Raw genomic sequence first — 14875 nt, 5'->3', positions numbered from 1 at the left:
TTTTTCCTACATCTCCACTCTCAGATTTGATTTAAGCATGTACATGTTCAAATTGTCCACAAACAGATGCGATCACATCTTTTAAATAAGATACGATATGTGGGATATGCTCTGGTAACGTATAAGGTGAGATGACAAAAAACTTACTAACACTTAGATAGAATTCTTGTCCTTCTTTTGCATTTACAAGTAAGAACTTCGTTGTATCACCAAAGAACATTTCGTCTCGTTTCTCTCCAAGCTTTTCAAACAGCATTTTGTTCAATTCATTGTTCCGCTCAATTTCCATTGCCGTCGCTTCGCCTGAAATTTCTTCTTGAAAGCGTGGTGAGCCGTCTAGGTAAATTCTAAATAATGTAGCCATTCCGACGTTGTCATCATTTACGACTTCTGCTTGCGGAATTTCTTGACTGAGTGCTTCTCTGAAGGCAAGGTTCACCTCTAAGAATTGACCGAGCAAGCGCTGGTAGCCTTCAACTCCAAACGTTAACAGCACACTCAGCATACTGATCGAGCTTCCCATTCTTGAGCATTCCAGCGTATAACCTGTATGGTATTCGCCGTAGCCTCTATGACCAACGTATGGTGTCTCTTGTTCTTCCAGATCTAAACGCTTTAGGTCTGCCGCGTTTTTCACTAAGAATAAACTAGATGTGTAAGGTGTTTGGCCGAGCTTTTGAAAGTCAAAGCACATCGTGTCAGCAAGAGAAAGATGCTGGAATTTCGCTTTGATTTCTTTTAGCATACGAAGAACACCGTCTGAGAATTGCAGCGGGTTTTCAGCTAGATCATACTCATTAAAGAAAGCAAAGAATCCGCCGAGCGCTGAATCTGCATGAATATGCGGCACCTTTAGACCATACTCCTCAGCAATGGCTTCTGCTGTTTCACGTACCCCTTTTACATCATCAATTGCAATGGCATCTGTTGTTCCGGTTGTTGCGACAATATAAACGGGAATTCCGCCATTTTGTGCAACACGTTCCATTTGACAACGCAAATCTTCCATATCCATCGAATGATCTTTATTCGTTTTAATTCTGATCAAGTTGTCTGTGCCAAGTCCTGTTGCTTCCATTGACTTAAATAAGCTGTAATGTGCCGCATCAGAACAAAACGCATAAAGGTTTTGTGGAACACCTTTTCGCAGTGACTCCGGCGCAACTTTTGCAATCGCTAAACGCAGTCCTGAGAAAATGGCTCCTTGACCTCCCCATGTTGTATATCCCCCGCTCACACTTGGATCATATCCGATGAGCTTAGACATCATTGAGACCACTCTGACCTCAGCCTCCGCTCCTGCTGGTCCATACACATCCCATAGGTTGTTTCCATTTACCAGCATCGCCGTCAGCATGCCTAGAATTCCTGGTGTACTTGCCATCGGCAAAATGTTCGTGAAGAAATACTTTGTGTGGTAAGGATGGTTATGTAAAAGCTTCAGTAATTCTTCATTCACAAGTTCCGCTTGTTGGCCGTTCAACGGAATTTGACTTGTTTCAGTGAGCTTTTGGTAAAAATCCTCCTCGCGATTCTTTTCACCCTTTAGGTGTGCACGGTTCGGATCTTTCAGGTGATCGACCCCTGAAACAATCTGCTCCATCAATTTGATGAGTGCTTTACGCTCTGCTGCATTTCCGTCCTCACTCGGAAACCAGTTCTGAACGAGGTTGTTTGCTCGTACAGTCATATACTATCAATCCTTTCAATGGAAGATTTCCTGTCAAAGTCTATATCGACCCCAATTCAAAAGTTTATAGTCTCGAAATGTCCACTTAAGTATATTTAGATAATTTGTTCATTCATCAAAACAAATAAAACCCTTACAAAACACATCGAAACCATTTTGTTGATGAAATAAAAAATATATCAATATATCTTATATCAGGAAATTTCATCCATACCCTTTCTCCATTCTTCTTCTCATTTTTTTTACTTAACCTGCATAAACATTAAGAAACACTGGAAATACTCTCTAAATCATCATTGTAGAAACCAAATTAATTCTTTAGACTCGTGCCTTTTTACCTGTTTTATTGATATAACAACTGGAAAATAGCTGAATTTTCTGTCAATAATAGGGTGAATTTCACAAAAAGTTTTTCGAAGAGTGAATATTTTCGTTTTCTTCCTTTTTATTGCTCGGACAGGCTGCTAGACACTCTTCGCCGGTTATCACTTTTCTATTTGATCATTTCATGGTATATTCTAATGGTTCGTTTTCTTTCGTTCCGCCTCTTCCGTGTATCGGAGAAAAGGAGTGTTTTTATGAAAACATTTATTCAAAAACGAGGCCTCGGCTTCTTTGTTATTGCAGTCATCTTACTGTGGCTCAAAACGTATTCAGCGTATTTAATTGAATTTAAACTTGGTATATCAAATGTGCTTCAGCATATTTTGCTTTTCGTGAATCCTATTAGCTCCAGCTTGTTCTTTCTTGGCTTTGCTTTATTGTTCAAGAAAAAATGGCAGCCTGCCGCTATCATTGTGATTCATTTTTTCATGTCTTTTTTACTATACGCAAACATCGTGTACTATCGATTCTTCAATGACTTTATCACGCTGCCTACCGTGATGCAGGCAGGAACGAATGGCGGACAATTAGGTGATAGTGCATTTTCACTCATGCGTTGGACTGATATGTTTTACTTTATGGATACCATCATTTTGATCGTACTCGCAGTCCGCATGAAAAAGAAGCAGCAAACAAGTACAGCTACTGTACCTGTTCAAAAGTCAAAATCGTTTAGACTCGTCCTTGTGTCCTCTGTTGTAATCTTTGTGATGAATTTAGTCGCTGCAGAGATTGATCGTCCAGAGCTTTTATCAAGAGCATTTGACCGCAATTATTTAGTGAAATATTTAGGTGCTTATAACTTTACTGTGTTTGATGCCATTCAAAATGTGAAATCAAACAGCCAGCGTGCTCTGGCAAATTCAAATGACGTCACAGATGTAGAGAACTATTTAAAAGCGAACAGCGCTGATCCTAACCCGGCTTATTACGGGAAAGCAAAAGGCATGAACGTGATTACGATTTCTCTTGAATCTCTGCAAAACTTTGTCATTGATTACAAAGTAAACGGAAAAGAAGTAACGCCATTCCTTAATTCATTGGCACACGACAACAAAACGTTTTACTTTGATAACTTCTTCCATCAAACAGGACAAGGAAAGACGTCTGATGCTGAATTTATGATGGATACTGGGCTATTCCCATTATCACAAGGCTCTGTTTTTATTAACAAAGCGCAAAACACGTATCAGGCACTTCCTGGCATTCTGAAGAAGGATCAATACACGTCAGCAGAATTCCACGGCAATACGAAAACCTTCTGGAACCGTAATGAAATGTTTAAGTCGTTTGGATATGACAGGTTTTACGATTCTGAGTATTACGATATGAACGAGCAAGATACGAAGAACTATGGGCTGAAAGACAAACCATTCTTCAAAGAATCTATGCCAATGCTTGAAAACTTGAAGCAGCCGTTTTATTCGAAATTCATTACGTTATCGAACCATTTCCCATTTGGAATGGATGAAGGGGATACCGATTTCGAACCTGGTGACTTCGGAGACTCTGTCGTCAATAACTATTTCCAATCGGCTCATTATTTAGATGAAGCGATTGAACAGTTCTTCAACGACCTGAAAAAGTCTGGACTCTATGACAATACAGTCGTCATTATGTACGGAGACCATTACGGCATTTCTGAAAACCACAATGAAGCGATGGAAAAAGTGACAGGACAAAAAATCGGAGATTATGAAAATGCGCAACTCATGCGCGTACCGCTCTTTATTCATGTACCAGGCGTAAAAGGCGGACAGATTCATAAATACTCTGGTGAAGTCGATGTCGCACCAACCCTTCTGCACCTGCTTGGTGATGATACGAAGAACTATTTAATGTCTGGTTCTGATATCTTATCGAAGAACTTCAAAGAGCTTGTGCCATTTAGAAATGGTGACTTCGTCTCTAAGGATTACACAAAAGTAGGCAATAACTATTACAGCAACAAAACAGGCGAGAAAATCGAGCCGACTGATAAGGCATCACAAGAAAATGAAACGGTGAAAAAGATGCTTGAGACATCTGATAAGATTGTCACCGAAGATTTACTCCGTTTCTACAAACCTAAAGGCTTTACACCGATTGATCGCAATCAATATGACTATACAAAGAAAGTACAGGATGAAGAAGATTCCTCTTCTGCCAAAGATAAATCCGGCACTTCATCAAAATAGCTTTCTCATTTTAAGAACCAGCCGACCCATGATCGGCTGGTTCTTTTTACGTTTGACCCCTATTGCACCGGGTATAGAAAGAAGAAGGAGGGATTTTAAAATGAAGAAAACAACCGCTTTTGTCATGACTGCTTCACTTTCACTCGCTACGTCCGCCCTCATTGGATTCAGTCCTGCAGTCTCAGCACACGCCATGACCAAAACAGCAGTCGAACAATCCGTTCCTCAAGGTCCGAAAACCGCACTAAACAACATTTATGAGCTGGCACATAAAGGACAAATGCCGTATTATGCAAAAGGTCTTAAAATTGGAGTTCAAACAAAGATGGATGTCCATCATAAACTAGGAAATCCATATCCAGAAACAGGTCAAAGCAGCTTTGATTTGTATCATGCTGAAATGGGGAATCCGGGATTTGCTTTTCATTATGATGCAAAAGGCAAAATTGACGAAATCCGTTATTTCGGTACAAATGTAGAAAAAGAAACGAATATCGGCGGAATGACCCCTTCCCTATTAAAGAAACAACTTGGACAAGCAGATTCGGTCAGCACCATTCCACAGACAAAAGAGAAAAAATACGTGTATCGTACTGGAGATTATGAGCTGGAATTTATCGTCGGCCATGACCCAGATATAAATCAGCAGAAGCTCACCGTCCTGCATATTAATCTGGTGAAAGCTGATTCCTAAATAAAAAAAGCATCCTTGAGCAGAAGCTAAGGATGCTTTTTCTTTATTATGAAGCCACTTCTAAATGCGGCTTTCTTTTCATTGTACGTTTCAAGACTGGACCTGCGACATAATCAAGCCCAAATTTGCCTGCATTTCCTTTCGCAGCCATGATGACGATGGCAATGAGCAGAAGAAGCGGGTTGACAGAGACGGTACCAGCTAGTAAGAAAGAGATATTCATCATGCTTCCGAAAAAGGCTGCAGTTGTTGTGAATAATCCAACAATTAATCCTAGACCTACTAAAATTTCTCCCCACATGACCATGGCACTGAATAGTCCAGCATTCGGCAAAGCGACATTTTCTAAAAACCATACATAGAACGGATACACGAGGTTTCCATCTTTGACAACAGGTTCAGCTATCGCAAATTGTAAATATCCTGATGCATCGAATCCGCCTGTTAGTTTTCCTATACCAGATGTGAGCCAAGTCCAACCGATATAAAGTCTTGCTGCCAAAAGGATAACCGCTGCCCATACATTCGTTTGTAAGAATTTTGTAAACATGATGATGCCTCCCTTTAATTTATGTGAATTTTTTCACATTTTATTTATGATCTTATTATACTACGTTAAAACTAGTTTGTGATCTTTTTCACATACGTATTCACAAATTGTTCATGAATATATAGTTCAGGTAACTTTTCCCTTGCTAAATCCGTCTTAGTCATTTCAGACAATGAAAAGAGGTTTCATTTTGTATGAAAACATTATTCCAGTTTGCTTACTTACAGGCGATGTCGTGTCTATTCCCCGTCATGATCTTTGCGGCGCTTGCCCTATCAAAGATAGTGACGATTCCTTTTCTACACCGGTATGATTTCATTCTACTACTTTGCCTTCTTGCCCAGATGCTCATGCTGACGCTTCGGCTGGAGACATTGAATGAATTGAAGGTGATCTGTCTATTTCACATAATAGGTATTGGTTTAGAAATGTATAAAGTTCATATGGGTTCTTGGTCCTATCCTGAAGAGGCTTATACGAAGGTCTTTGGGGTTCCACTCTATAGCGGATTTATGTATGCGAGTGTAGCAAGCTATATTTATCAGGCACTGTCCCGGCTTCACGTGCAGGTCAGTTCATGGCCCCATCCGTTTCTTTCAATTGGGATTAGCTTGTGTATTTATCTCAATTTTTTTACGCATCACTGGCTCTATGATCTCAGATGGTGGCTGACATTACTGCTTGTTGTCATATTTCGAAAAACGTCCGTCTCGTTTCAGGTTGGCTCTTCTACCTTTCGAATGCCGCTTGTCATCTCTTTCTTGCTGATTGGTTTCTTCATTTGGATTGCCGAAAATGTCACCACCTTTTTAGGGGCATGGCAATATCCAAATCAACAGCACGCTTGGTCTCTCGTACATCTTGGGAAAATCAGTTCTTGGTTTTTACTTGTTGTGATCAGTATTGTGCTCGTCATCGAACAGCGCAAACAAAAAAACGTTCAGCCCATTTGACCTGGCTGAACGCTTTTTTTAATCTCGATCGACTTCCTTGTGGAGATCATCTGCGACAAATTCTACATTCGTTCCAATGATGATTTGTACGGAGGTTTTCCCTGAAGTCAGTACCCCTTTGGCACCTGCTTTTTTCAATGTGCCTTCATTTAATAAATGTGTATCTTCTACTGTTAAACGCAGGCGGGTGGCACAATGATCAATGGCGGTGATATTGTCTTTGCCGCCAAGTCCCTCTAAAAGCATACTCGCACCTGCCGTCTGCGTATCATCGGCTGCAATATCTTCAATGTCTTCATCTTCTCTGCCCGGTGTTTTGAGCTTTAACAGTTTAATGAGGAAATAGAAAACGACAAAGTACACAATGCCATAAAGCACCCCAACCCCAAGCAGCATGAATGGTTTTTGTGCAATGCCAAAGCTTAAAACGTAATCAATCGCTCCTGCTGAAAAAGCGAAGCCGCTATGAATCCCGAGAATGTTCACAATAAAGAGCGAAAGACCCGTTAGTACAGCATGGACACCATATAAGAGTGGAGATAAAAACATAAATGAAAATTCAATTGGTTCAGTGATCCCTGTAATAAATGACGTAAGCGCCATCCCAATCATCAGGCCAGCCGTTGCTTTTCGCTTTTCAGGCTTTGCGGTCACAATCATGGCTAGACATGCCGCTGGCAGACCGAACATCATCACTGGGAAGAAACCAGTCATAAAGACACCCGCGCTTGGATCTCCTTTAAAGAATCGCGCTAGATCTCCTGTTGCCCCGCTGAATTCCCCGAATTGAAACCAAAATAAGTTATTCAGCACATGATGAAGCCCTAATGGAATGAGCAAGCGGTTAAAGAAACCAAACAGCCCTGCACCCGTTGCACCAAGACTTAAAATCCATTCCCCTAATCCATTGATCCCGCTTTGAATCGGAGGCCATACAAATCCGAAAACGGCTGCTAATAAAATGGTGAAAAGTGCGGTCATAATTGGCACAAGCCGTCTTCCGCTAAAGAAACCTAAGTATTCTGGCAGCTTCGTATCCTTGAAGCGATTGTACACATAACCTGCCAATAGCCCGCATAAAATACCGCCCAATACCCCCATATTGTTCGTTGAATTAATCGACGTTGTACCAGCTGATAAAATAAAATAAGAGATCGCACCTGATAATGCCGCTGCCCCGTTACCATCCTTTGCAATGCCGATCGCTATCCCCATTGCAAAAATTAAAGCCAAGTTTGCAAAAATGGCATTTCCAGCCGCATGAATAAACGGGATATCGAATACATCCTCCCGCCCAATAGCCAAAATAATCCCTGCTGCTGGAAGTACAGCGATTGGAAGCATAAAAGATTTGCCTAGCTTTTGAAAAAACTGAAACACCATTTGTCTTCTCCCCCTTTGTCATCATCATGACTAAACGTCCATGATGCTCATAAAAAATATATCATATGCACATCTAGTTATCTATACCAATTTGTCCACATTCATTTGAATTCTGCTCTTTACTCTTTTTGCGTAAAATGTGGTAAGCTATTGAATAGAATGAAGTTATAGAAAGCGGGAATGAACAGTGATTGTCAAACATGATCATGAGTTAGAAGCCTTAAAAAAAGTCGGCCGAATTGTCGCTTTGGCAAGAGAAGAAATGAAAAGCCAAGCGAAACCAGGCATGTCTACAAAAGAACTAGATTTGATTGGAAAAAAAATATTAGAAGAGCATGGGGCGAATTCAGCACCCGAAAAGGAATATGACTTCCCTGGGACGACTTGTATCAGCGTGAACGATGAAGTTGCTCACGGTATTCCAAGTGAAAAAACCATTTTACAAGAGGGCGACCTCATCAATATTGATATTTCAGCAGAGCTGGACGGCTATTATTCCGATACCGGTATTTCATTCGTATTAGGTACAGGTGATGCTCGTCTTGAAGCATTATGCCAGTGTGCAGAGGATGCTTTCCTCGAAGGATTAAAGCATGCAAAAGCCGGTAAAAGGCAAAACCAAATTGGCCGTGCGGTCTACAATACAGCAAAAGAACAAGGATTTACTGTCATTAAAAACCTGACAGGACATGGCATTGGGAAAAGTCTACATGAAGCACCTAACCATATTTTAAACTATTATGATCCTTTCGATAATGCTTTGTTTAAGAATGGCACCGTGATCGCCTTCGAACCTTTTATTTCAACAAATGCTGAATCGATTTATCAAACTGATGACGGCTGGACATTTAAAACACCAGATAAAAGCCTTGTCGCACAGATTGAACATACCATTGTCATCACAAAAGACGAACCGATTATATTAACGAAGCTATAAGCCAGCTGATCCCCTTCTTCATTGGAGGGGATCTTTTCGTTTCCCTTTCACGAATCTGTCACGACTAAACAAAAATGCCTGTGGTAAAATAGGCAAAGATATGCGAAAGGGGTCTTATTTGATATGTGGTTCATCATCATCGGCGTTATCTTTTTGATTGAAAGTATTATCTTAACGGTTGTAGGTATTAAGAAAAAACAATCCATGATGACTTATCTTGGTATTGTCATCATGATTATGACGGTCGGCATGATCATCGTTACCCTCAACCCGCCAAATTCATAAATGATTATTTCCAGCATATACATGGATCATAGGAAGATAGAATCAGTTTTCATTTATTCATACCTGCACACTTTTCACGTCCTTTTTTGTGATGTTACAATGCAGGCAGTTTCAATTGAAAGGAGTTTTCTATCATGCATTATGGTAGCAAAGGCTGGTATGTCGAAGAATTAAAGAAGCTTGGTGTGACCAAGCATGAAGGAAGAAAGCTTCAAAGCTTAAAAACATATTTCCTTGCAAATCTTCTTGAGCAAAAGAAACCTAGCTCATAAGCGCTTAAAAGCCGTACATCTCTTATGCTGATGTACGGCTTTTTTTAAATGGGCTGAATTCGTTTTTCTAAAGACTTCCTCACGACATCTGCTAAGGCATCTACTTTAAGAACGGCTTTTAGCCTCTCTGGACTTGTTTGACGATATTTGACCTCGTTCACTTCATGGACTGTAATGTGATGAGGTGCTTTTTCTACTAATACAAGAGAAGCATCAGCAGGCACTAAGCCTTCTTTCAGCACCCGTAAATAAAAGCCGGTATACCCCGTTTGCTGTACTTCCTTTACAAGCTTCATGTTACCATGCTTAAAAGATAGTTTCACACACGGCTGTCTTGGCTGGCTCACTTCAACAAGTGCTTCTCCAAGCTGAAATACATCGCCAATCCGCACTTCTGTTTCAACTAGTTGGTGCACGGTTACATTCTCGCCGAAGGCAGCTTCCTGTAACGGAACCCCTAAAAACTGCTCAAAATAAGCATAATGATCGTATGGAAAGACGCAGACGGCTTTATCATATCCTCCATGATGAACCAAATCACCTTGACCATCTCCCTCAAAATTGAACTTACTCAAATAGACAGGCTCATGAATTCGCTTTTTGTTGATGGCTGTTTTGATTTCTTTTCCGTTTGCATAGGTCGTGATGGGTTGTCCTACTTGGATTCCTACTATGTCGTATCTCTTCTGTCCCACGTTGACCATCTCCTTTGGTTGTCTCATGGCTATTATTTTACATCGTTAGACAATGAAATCATAGTCGATGCGTGAAGGTCAGTTACATGCTATGGTACGATGAGAAAAAAGGAGAGATGACATTGATTCATTATCATGCCATTGTCACAGGACGGGTGCAGGGAGTCGGTTTTCGCTATTTTGTACAAGGAGAAGCCGTCAATCGCGGGATGAAAGGCTGGGTACGCAACACAGATGAAGGGCATGTTGAGTTAAAGGTAGAGGGTGAGCAGCAGGAAGTGCTTGATTTCTTAAAGACTGTCCGGAAAGGAAGCCCTTTTTCAAAGGTTACAGATATACAGATGGAGCCGCTCACTGAGTTCGCTCATTATCAGGATTTTCGCATAAGGTAATAAAAGAGCTAGGCTTTTCTCAGATTGTTGACAAAGGGCTAAAATGATGTTTATTTTAGCTCTTTGTCTTCTTTTCAGCGTGATAGAAAACCTTTGCAGCCCTAGGAAGGACGAGCACTGGCGCAGAACGAATTGAACATTCGTGAGCACCAGCGCGCAGACCTGCGGGCGAATGCGAGGGTTTGTCTACACGCTGAAACCTAGCTCTCGCTAGGCTTTTTCTGTTCCATGATAGGGCTTTTCCTGATAAAAATAATTCGGCTTCACAATGGTATTGTCGTAATGCTTGTGGAAGATGTGGGTAGCAGCTGGTGATACCGGTGGAATCAGCCATGTCCAGTCCCCAGTCAGCTTGCGGTCAGCCTTTTCTTCCTGCTTTTCAAATTGTTTGAATTGATGTGCTGCTGTATGGTGATCAACAATGGTCACCCCTGCTTCTCGGTAAGAATGAAGAACCGCCACATTCAACTCAACAATCGCTTTGTCCTTCCAAAGCGACGCATTCTTTGTTGTGTCCAGTCCTAAAATCGAAGCGACTTTTTTCAGCATATTGTAGCGATTTTCATCGGCTAGGTTACGTGCGCCAATTTCTGTGCCCATATACCAGCCATTGAACGGTGCTGCATTGTAATGAATACCACCAATCTCCAATTTCATATCAGCAATAATCGGTACCGCATACCATTTCAGTCCTAAATCACGAAATCCTTCATACTCAGGATGGATGATCTCGACTTCTTGGACGATTTCTTTCGGAAGCTCATACAGAACGGGCGGCTGATCCTTTAGCTGAAACATGAGAGGCAGAATATCAAAGTGCGTGCCCTCCCCTTTCCAGCCATGGGCTTCACACAACTTAGTTAATTCAAGAGAAGCCTCGTCGCCGATGATGCCATACTCCGTCTCATAGCCTGCATAACGAACGAGCTGATGATTATAAATGACGACTTCCTTTTGCGAATGATTTTCTGGAGGAAAGATCGTAATGGATGGTTTGATTTTCCCATCATTTGTCGCATACTCAATATGATGAAAGAGTGCCTCTTTCACCTCTTCTTCTGTCTTCACGTGACGGCAGTCGTGAACATGCAGGGTTGACCAAAATAAACGGCCAATGCAGCGGTTGCTGTTGCGCCATGCCATTTTCGCCCCGTGCGCCAATTCCTCTTGTGTGTGAGTATACGTCCCTTTAGAGTTAATTTCTTGTTTTATTTCATGCAGACGTGCTGCTTTCTCTTCATTTGACTTGCCCAATTCTTCATAGCATACAGAAATAAAAGCTTCTGCTTCATTCCACAACGCTTCTTGATTACTCAAACATACTCGCCTCACTTTAATACGAATATATCCATTGTAGCGGTTTCTATTTATAAATTCACTAGTTTCAAACCATTTTTTATCATATCATCCGACCATTGTCCTTAGAGCGAGGATGAATCAATCCGTTTAAGGGTTTGCTCGAGCCAGCGGACATAGCCTTTTTCTCTTTCAATTGCCCTTGTCAGCACTAAATAATGCCCAAATTGCGCTGAATGAAGCGATTCAGCACTACGATCTTCCTCTATTAATGCGTGCAGCTTCTGCTTTAGCATGTCTACTTTCTTGGTGCGCTCTAGTAGTTGATGTGTAAACAGGTCAGCCGCTTCTTTTTTGTCCATGGAGGAGATGAAAAATGTTTTGAGCATGAATTCATCCTTTGTTGTTTCTGGGATCGGGTCTTTTGTCCTTAACCACTGATGCAATGCTGCTTGACCCGCCTCTGTGATTTGATAAACCTTCTTCTCCAGCTTCTTTCCTTGTATACGAACATCAAATTCAATAAACCCTTCTTCTGTGAGCCGTTTTAGCTCAGGGTAAATTTGGCTATGCTTCGCGCTCCAAAACTGTCCAAGGGAATCCTTAAAATGTTTGGTGATATCGTATCCAGTCAGCTCACACTGATCTAGTAAACCAAGAATGGCATATTTCAAAACTCTCATGATGTGCCTCCAACGTTTATTCTTTGACAATATTATACCACAGGCTTTAAAATAAACATGTAAATCACGACATGTTTGAAACAACATCATTCTAATGAAAGAAGGAATAAACATGGATCAATTCGTTGGACTTCATATGATTTATACGTATGAAAATGGCTGGGAATATGAGATTTACATTAAAAACGATCACACCATTGATTACCGCATTCATAGCGGAATGGTTGGAGGCCGCTGGGTCCGTGATCAAGAAGTGAATATTGTGAAGCTAACAAAAGGCGTTTACAAAGTTTCTTGGACAGAACCAACTGGGACAGACGTCTCTCTGAACTTTATGCCTGAAGAAAAACGCATGCATGGCGTCATTTTCTTCCCAAAATGGGTTCATGAACGTCCAGATATCACAGTTTGCTATCAAAATGACTACATCGATCTCATGAAAGAATCTCGTGAAAAGTACGAAACATATCCGAAATATGTTGTTCCAGAATTTGCGGACATTACGTATATCCATCATGCAGGTGTAAACGACGAAACCATTATCGCCGAAGCACCATATGAAGGCTTGACTGATGAAATAAGAGCAGGACGAAAATAAAAAAGCAGCACACACTGTGCCGCTTCTAGATTGTGGACAAAGGGCTAAAATGATGTTTATTTTAGCCCTTTGTCTTCTTTTCAGTGTGATAGAAAATCTTTGCAGTATAGGACACGCTGAGGGCTAAATCATTTTAGCCCTTTTTTATTTAATGCCTAACGTCCTTTTAGATAGCAAGAACCGGTACACTGGCAGTTCATCGCCTACTTTTGAAGCAATAAATCCAGATGACATATAGCTATCTTTTGATTCTGGCTCAAGGGCAAGTGACAACAAATTCGTTTGCGGCTGCGCCGTGAAATATACCTTTGTCCCTTTTGGTAGCTGACGTTTCTTTTGGGTGAGTTCTGTTTCAAGCTGAATATCTGTTTTGCTCTTTTCGTCTCGTTTTGTTACTTGATAGGCTTGTACCGGTACTTTTACACTGGCAGGCAATGTGATACTTTTTAACCCTAAGGTTTGAAGCTTCCGTTCTACCCCTTCATGTCCAGGTAAAACAAGATAAGCTGTCGGTCGTTCTCTCGATATGACAGGAATAGCATCGCTCGCACTGTGAAAGCGTACAGGGACATTGATGGTCTGTCCTTTTTCAATATCTACCATTTCAAGCGAATCATCCACCGGCGCTTTGAAATCATCTTGAATGACCACTTGATCGTCATCATTCGATTGGAGACCTTTTTTCACCAGCTTCAAACGCTCCGTCACCATTTGCTGCTTCACCTGCTTTGCATGTTTCACCGTTGTTTCAATGATTTTTTCATGAGTGGTGACTTGTGCTGCGACGCGGCGGGTAAAGTCCTCTCTTCCAATTCCAATCCCTCTGCTTTCTACAAGAAAGGATAGCGCTGGGGAGAGCGCCAGAGCATTTCGACCAATTCGTGCATCCGTTCCGCCTTCATAGAGATCGATCTTTCCATCCTTTCCTCTTGTGCTTGTATAATATAAATCATTTGAAAATCCTTGATTTGTTAGCGTTTCACGGACGCCGTTCACGTATAATTCATTTGACGTGAGCCGGATGCTTTCTGAAATATTCAAGTTCTTCCCTGATAAGATCAGTAAATCGTGATATTTGAGTGCACCCGCTGATCCGATATCATCAAACTGTTTTTGTCCCACATCGTATTCATGGGCATCAATGACCACTTCTGGTGCATACCGATTAAATTCTTGATGCAGGGCTGTGAGCTCTGGAGATTCTAATGTCATATGATCACGGTTTCCATCCATTCCGTTTGCAAGTCTGCGGTCAAACGCATAAGCACCATCAGGATTGATTCTCGGGACAATGATGATATTGACATGATTGAGTATACGCTCTCCTTCTTCACCAGCTAATCGTTTTGCGATGACGAGAGCAGATTCACCGGAGGCTGGTTCATTTCCGTGTATTTGTGCTTGAAGCCAGATCGTTGGCTTTTTTGAAAGTGGAGAAATATGATGATCCTTTGTAAAGTAGAGGGCTGGAATGGACCGTCCTTCAATGGATGTTCCAATCTGCTTCTGCGTAGCGTAAGGACTTTTGCGGACAATATCACGTAAGAATTGTTGAAGCTCTTCTTGTGTGGTGAAGGCTTCTCCTTTTTTCTGAAATGCGGGGGTATCGAACGTCTCGTCAGGCTCAGGGTATAGCTTCTTCACTGAGGCTGGCTGTTCATAACTCTTTCCATAATAAGGGGTGTCTGCATGAGCTGAATCTGGACTCACCATCGACAAACTTCCTGCTATGAGACATACTGCAGCAAAAAGAATCGTGCCTTTTCGTTTGGACATGCTATCCTCTCCCTTCGTTGATTTGCATTATAAAGAAAAAAACAGTAAAAGTGTCAGTATTTTTCAAAAATATATCTTTTGGAGGAACAGGCATGTTTTTTGTATAGGGC

At 41.3% G+C, this 14875-nt stretch carries 15 protein-coding genes; 8 read left to right on the top strand and 7 right to left on the bottom strand.

Features of this window, described 5'->3' with window-relative positions:
• Nucleotides 1-31 precede the first annotated feature (31 nt).
• Nucleotides 32-1690, bottom strand: a complete 1659-nt coding sequence (locus MKY83_RS03800; protein ID WP_342488173.1) for a pyridoxal-dependent decarboxylase — start codon at nt 1688-1690, stop codon at nt 32-34.
• 578 nt (nt 1691-2268) lie between these two features.
• On the opposite strand from MKY83_RS03800, the gene MKY83_RS03795 reads away from it, so the two are divergent.
• Together MKY83_RS03795 and MKY83_RS03790 are read left to right on the top strand one after the other, a co-directional pair.
• Nucleotides 2269-4251: an LTA synthase family protein gene (locus tag MKY83_RS03795; RefSeq protein WP_044139745.1), complete on the top strand. Its 1983-nt coding sequence runs from the start codon at nt 2269-2271 to the stop codon at nt 4249-4251.
• 100 nt (nt 4252-4351) lie between these two features.
• Entirely contained in the window at nt 4352-4945 is a 594-nt protein-coding gene (locus tag MKY83_RS03790; protein WP_044139746.1) for a YjgB family protein, read from the top strand.
• A gap of 46 nt (nt 4946-4991) precedes the next feature.
• Here MKY83_RS03790 and MKY83_RS03785 read toward each other — a convergent pair whose 3' ends face one another.
• Nucleotides 4992-5495, bottom strand: coding sequence for a DoxX family protein (locus MKY83_RS03785; protein ID WP_106067734.1), 504 nt, complete (start codon nt 5493-5495; stop codon nt 4992-4994).
• A 194-nt stretch (nt 5496-5689) separates the two neighbouring features.
• On the opposite strand from MKY83_RS03785, the gene MKY83_RS03780 reads away from it, so the two are divergent.
• Entirely contained in the window at nt 5690-6448 is a 759-nt protein-coding gene (locus MKY83_RS03780) for a DUF817 domain-containing protein (RefSeq protein ID WP_003214429.1), read from the top strand.
• An 18-nt stretch (nt 6449-6466) separates the two neighbouring features.
• Here the strand turns inward: MKY83_RS03780 and nagE are convergent, their stop codons facing one another.
• A complete protein-coding gene (gene nagE, locus MKY83_RS03775) occupies nt 6467-7831 on the bottom strand; it encodes an N-acetylglucosamine-specific PTS transporter subunit IIBC (protein ID WP_342488172.1) in 1365 nt (454 codons plus the stop codon).
• A gap of 187 nt (nt 7832-8018) precedes the next feature.
• Here nagE and map point away from each other — a divergent pair, with 187 nt between their 5' ends.
• The 3 genes from map (at nt 8019) to MKY83_RS03760 (ending at nt 9325) form a co-directional block, all read left to right on the top strand.
• Nucleotides 8019-8768: a type I methionyl aminopeptidase gene (gene map / locus MKY83_RS03770; RefSeq protein ID WP_044139748.1), complete on the top strand. Its 750-nt coding sequence runs from the start codon at nt 8019-8021 to the stop codon at nt 8766-8768.
• A 123-nt stretch (nt 8769-8891) separates the two neighbouring features.
• Complete coding sequence (locus MKY83_RS03765; RefSeq protein WP_003214360.1) at nt 8892-9053, top strand: hypothetical protein; 162 nt, start codon at nt 8892-8894, stop codon at nt 9051-9053.
• Nucleotides 9054-9187: 134 nt separating this feature from the next.
• The gene (locus MKY83_RS03760) at nt 9188-9325 is read left to right on the top strand and encodes a YflJ family protein (RefSeq protein WP_003214303.1); all 138 of its coding nucleotides are present in this window, start codon (nt 9188-9190) and stop codon (nt 9323-9325) included.
• A gap of 44 nt (nt 9326-9369) precedes the next feature.
• On the opposite strand, the gene MKY83_RS03755 is transcribed toward MKY83_RS03760, so the two are convergent.
• Nucleotides 9370-10020, bottom strand: a complete 651-nt coding sequence (locus MKY83_RS03755; protein ID WP_342488171.1) for an MOSC domain-containing protein — start codon at nt 10018-10020, stop codon at nt 9370-9372.
• Between the two features lie 122 nt (nt 10021-10142).
• Here MKY83_RS03755 and MKY83_RS03750 point away from each other — a divergent pair, with 122 nt between their 5' ends.
• Nucleotides 10143-10412 (top strand): acylphosphatase, encoded by a 270-nt coding sequence (locus tag MKY83_RS03750; protein ID WP_044139758.1) that lies wholly within the window; start codon nt 10143-10145, stop codon nt 10410-10412.
• A gap of 210 nt (nt 10413-10622) precedes the next feature.
• On the opposite strand, the gene MKY83_RS03745 is transcribed toward MKY83_RS03750, so the two are convergent.
• The gene (locus MKY83_RS03745) at nt 10623-11729 is read right to left on the bottom strand and encodes a nitric oxide synthase oxygenase (protein ID WP_044139750.1); all 1107 of its coding nucleotides are present in this window, start codon (nt 11727-11729) and stop codon (nt 10623-10625) included.
• Between the two features lie 104 nt (nt 11730-11833).
• A complete protein-coding gene (locus MKY83_RS03740; RefSeq protein WP_319610628.1) occupies nt 11834-12391 on the bottom strand; it encodes a PadR family transcriptional regulator in 558 nt (185 codons plus the stop codon).
• A 112-nt stretch (nt 12392-12503) separates the two neighbouring features.
• Here MKY83_RS03740 and MKY83_RS03735 point away from each other — a divergent pair, with 112 nt between their 5' ends.
• Nucleotides 12504-12989, top strand: a complete 486-nt coding sequence (locus MKY83_RS03735) for a phenolic acid decarboxylase (RefSeq protein ID WP_025206914.1) — start codon at nt 12504-12506, stop codon at nt 12987-12989.
• Between the two features lie 144 nt (nt 12990-13133).
• On the opposite strand, the gene MKY83_RS03730 is transcribed toward MKY83_RS03735, so the two are convergent.
• Nucleotides 13134-14765, bottom strand: coding sequence for a M14 family metallocarboxypeptidase (locus MKY83_RS03730; RefSeq protein ID WP_265209062.1), 1632 nt, complete (start codon nt 14763-14765; stop codon nt 13134-13136).
• Nucleotides 14766-14875: the final 110 nt, after the last annotated feature.

The organism is Bacillus sp. FSL M8-0266 (genome assembly GCF_038613425.1).
GTDB classification, from domain to species: Bacteria; Bacillota; Bacilli; order Bacillales; family Bacillaceae; genus Bacillus; species Bacillus pumilus.
The sequence above is the reverse complement of the archived record's forward strand: the minus strand, read 5'-3'. Positions and strand labels throughout refer to the sequence as shown.

What these genes read in the sequence shown, in the direction of transcription:
- MKY83_RS03780 (WP_003214429.1), top strand. Translation starts at nt 5,690, where the DNA reads ATGAAAACATTATTCCAGTTTGCTTACTTACAGGCGATGTCGTGTCTA.
- MKY83_RS03735 (WP_025206914.1), top strand. Translation starts at nt 12,504, where the DNA reads ATGGATCAATTCGTTGGACTTCATATGATTTATACGTATGAAAATGGC.
- MKY83_RS03765 (WP_003214360.1), top strand. Translation starts at nt 8,892, where the DNA reads ATGTGGTTCATCATCATCGGCGTTATCTTTTTGATTGAAAGTATTATC.
- nagE (WP_342488172.1), bottom strand. Translation starts at nt 7,831, where the DNA reads ATGGTGTTTCAGTTTTTTCAAAAGCTAGGCAAATCTTTTATGCTTCCA.
- MKY83_RS03795 (WP_044139745.1), top strand. Translation starts at nt 2,269, where the DNA reads ATGAAAACATTTATTCAAAAACGAGGCCTCGGCTTCTTTGTTATTGCA.
- MKY83_RS03790 (WP_044139746.1), top strand. Translation starts at nt 4,352, where the DNA reads ATGAAGAAAACAACCGCTTTTGTCATGACTGCTTCACTTTCACTCGCT.
- MKY83_RS03760 (WP_003214303.1), top strand. Translation starts at nt 9,188, where the DNA reads ATGCATTATGGTAGCAAAGGCTGGTATGTCGAAGAATTAAAGAAGCTT.
- MKY83_RS03740 (WP_319610628.1), bottom strand. Translation starts at nt 12,391, where the DNA reads ATGAGAGTTTTGAAATATGCCATTCTTGGTTTACTAGATCAGTGTGAG.
- MKY83_RS03800 (WP_342488173.1), bottom strand. Translation starts at nt 1,690, where the DNA reads ATGACTGTACGAGCAAACAACCTCGTTCAGAACTGGTTTCCGAGTGAG.
- MKY83_RS03730 (WP_265209062.1), bottom strand. Translation starts at nt 14,765, where the DNA reads ATGTCCAAACGAAAAGGCACGATTCTTTTTGCTGCAGTATGTCTCATA.
- MKY83_RS03785 (WP_106067734.1), bottom strand. Translation starts at nt 5,495, where the DNA reads ATGTTTACAAAATTCTTACAAACGAATGTATGGGCAGCGGTTATCCTT.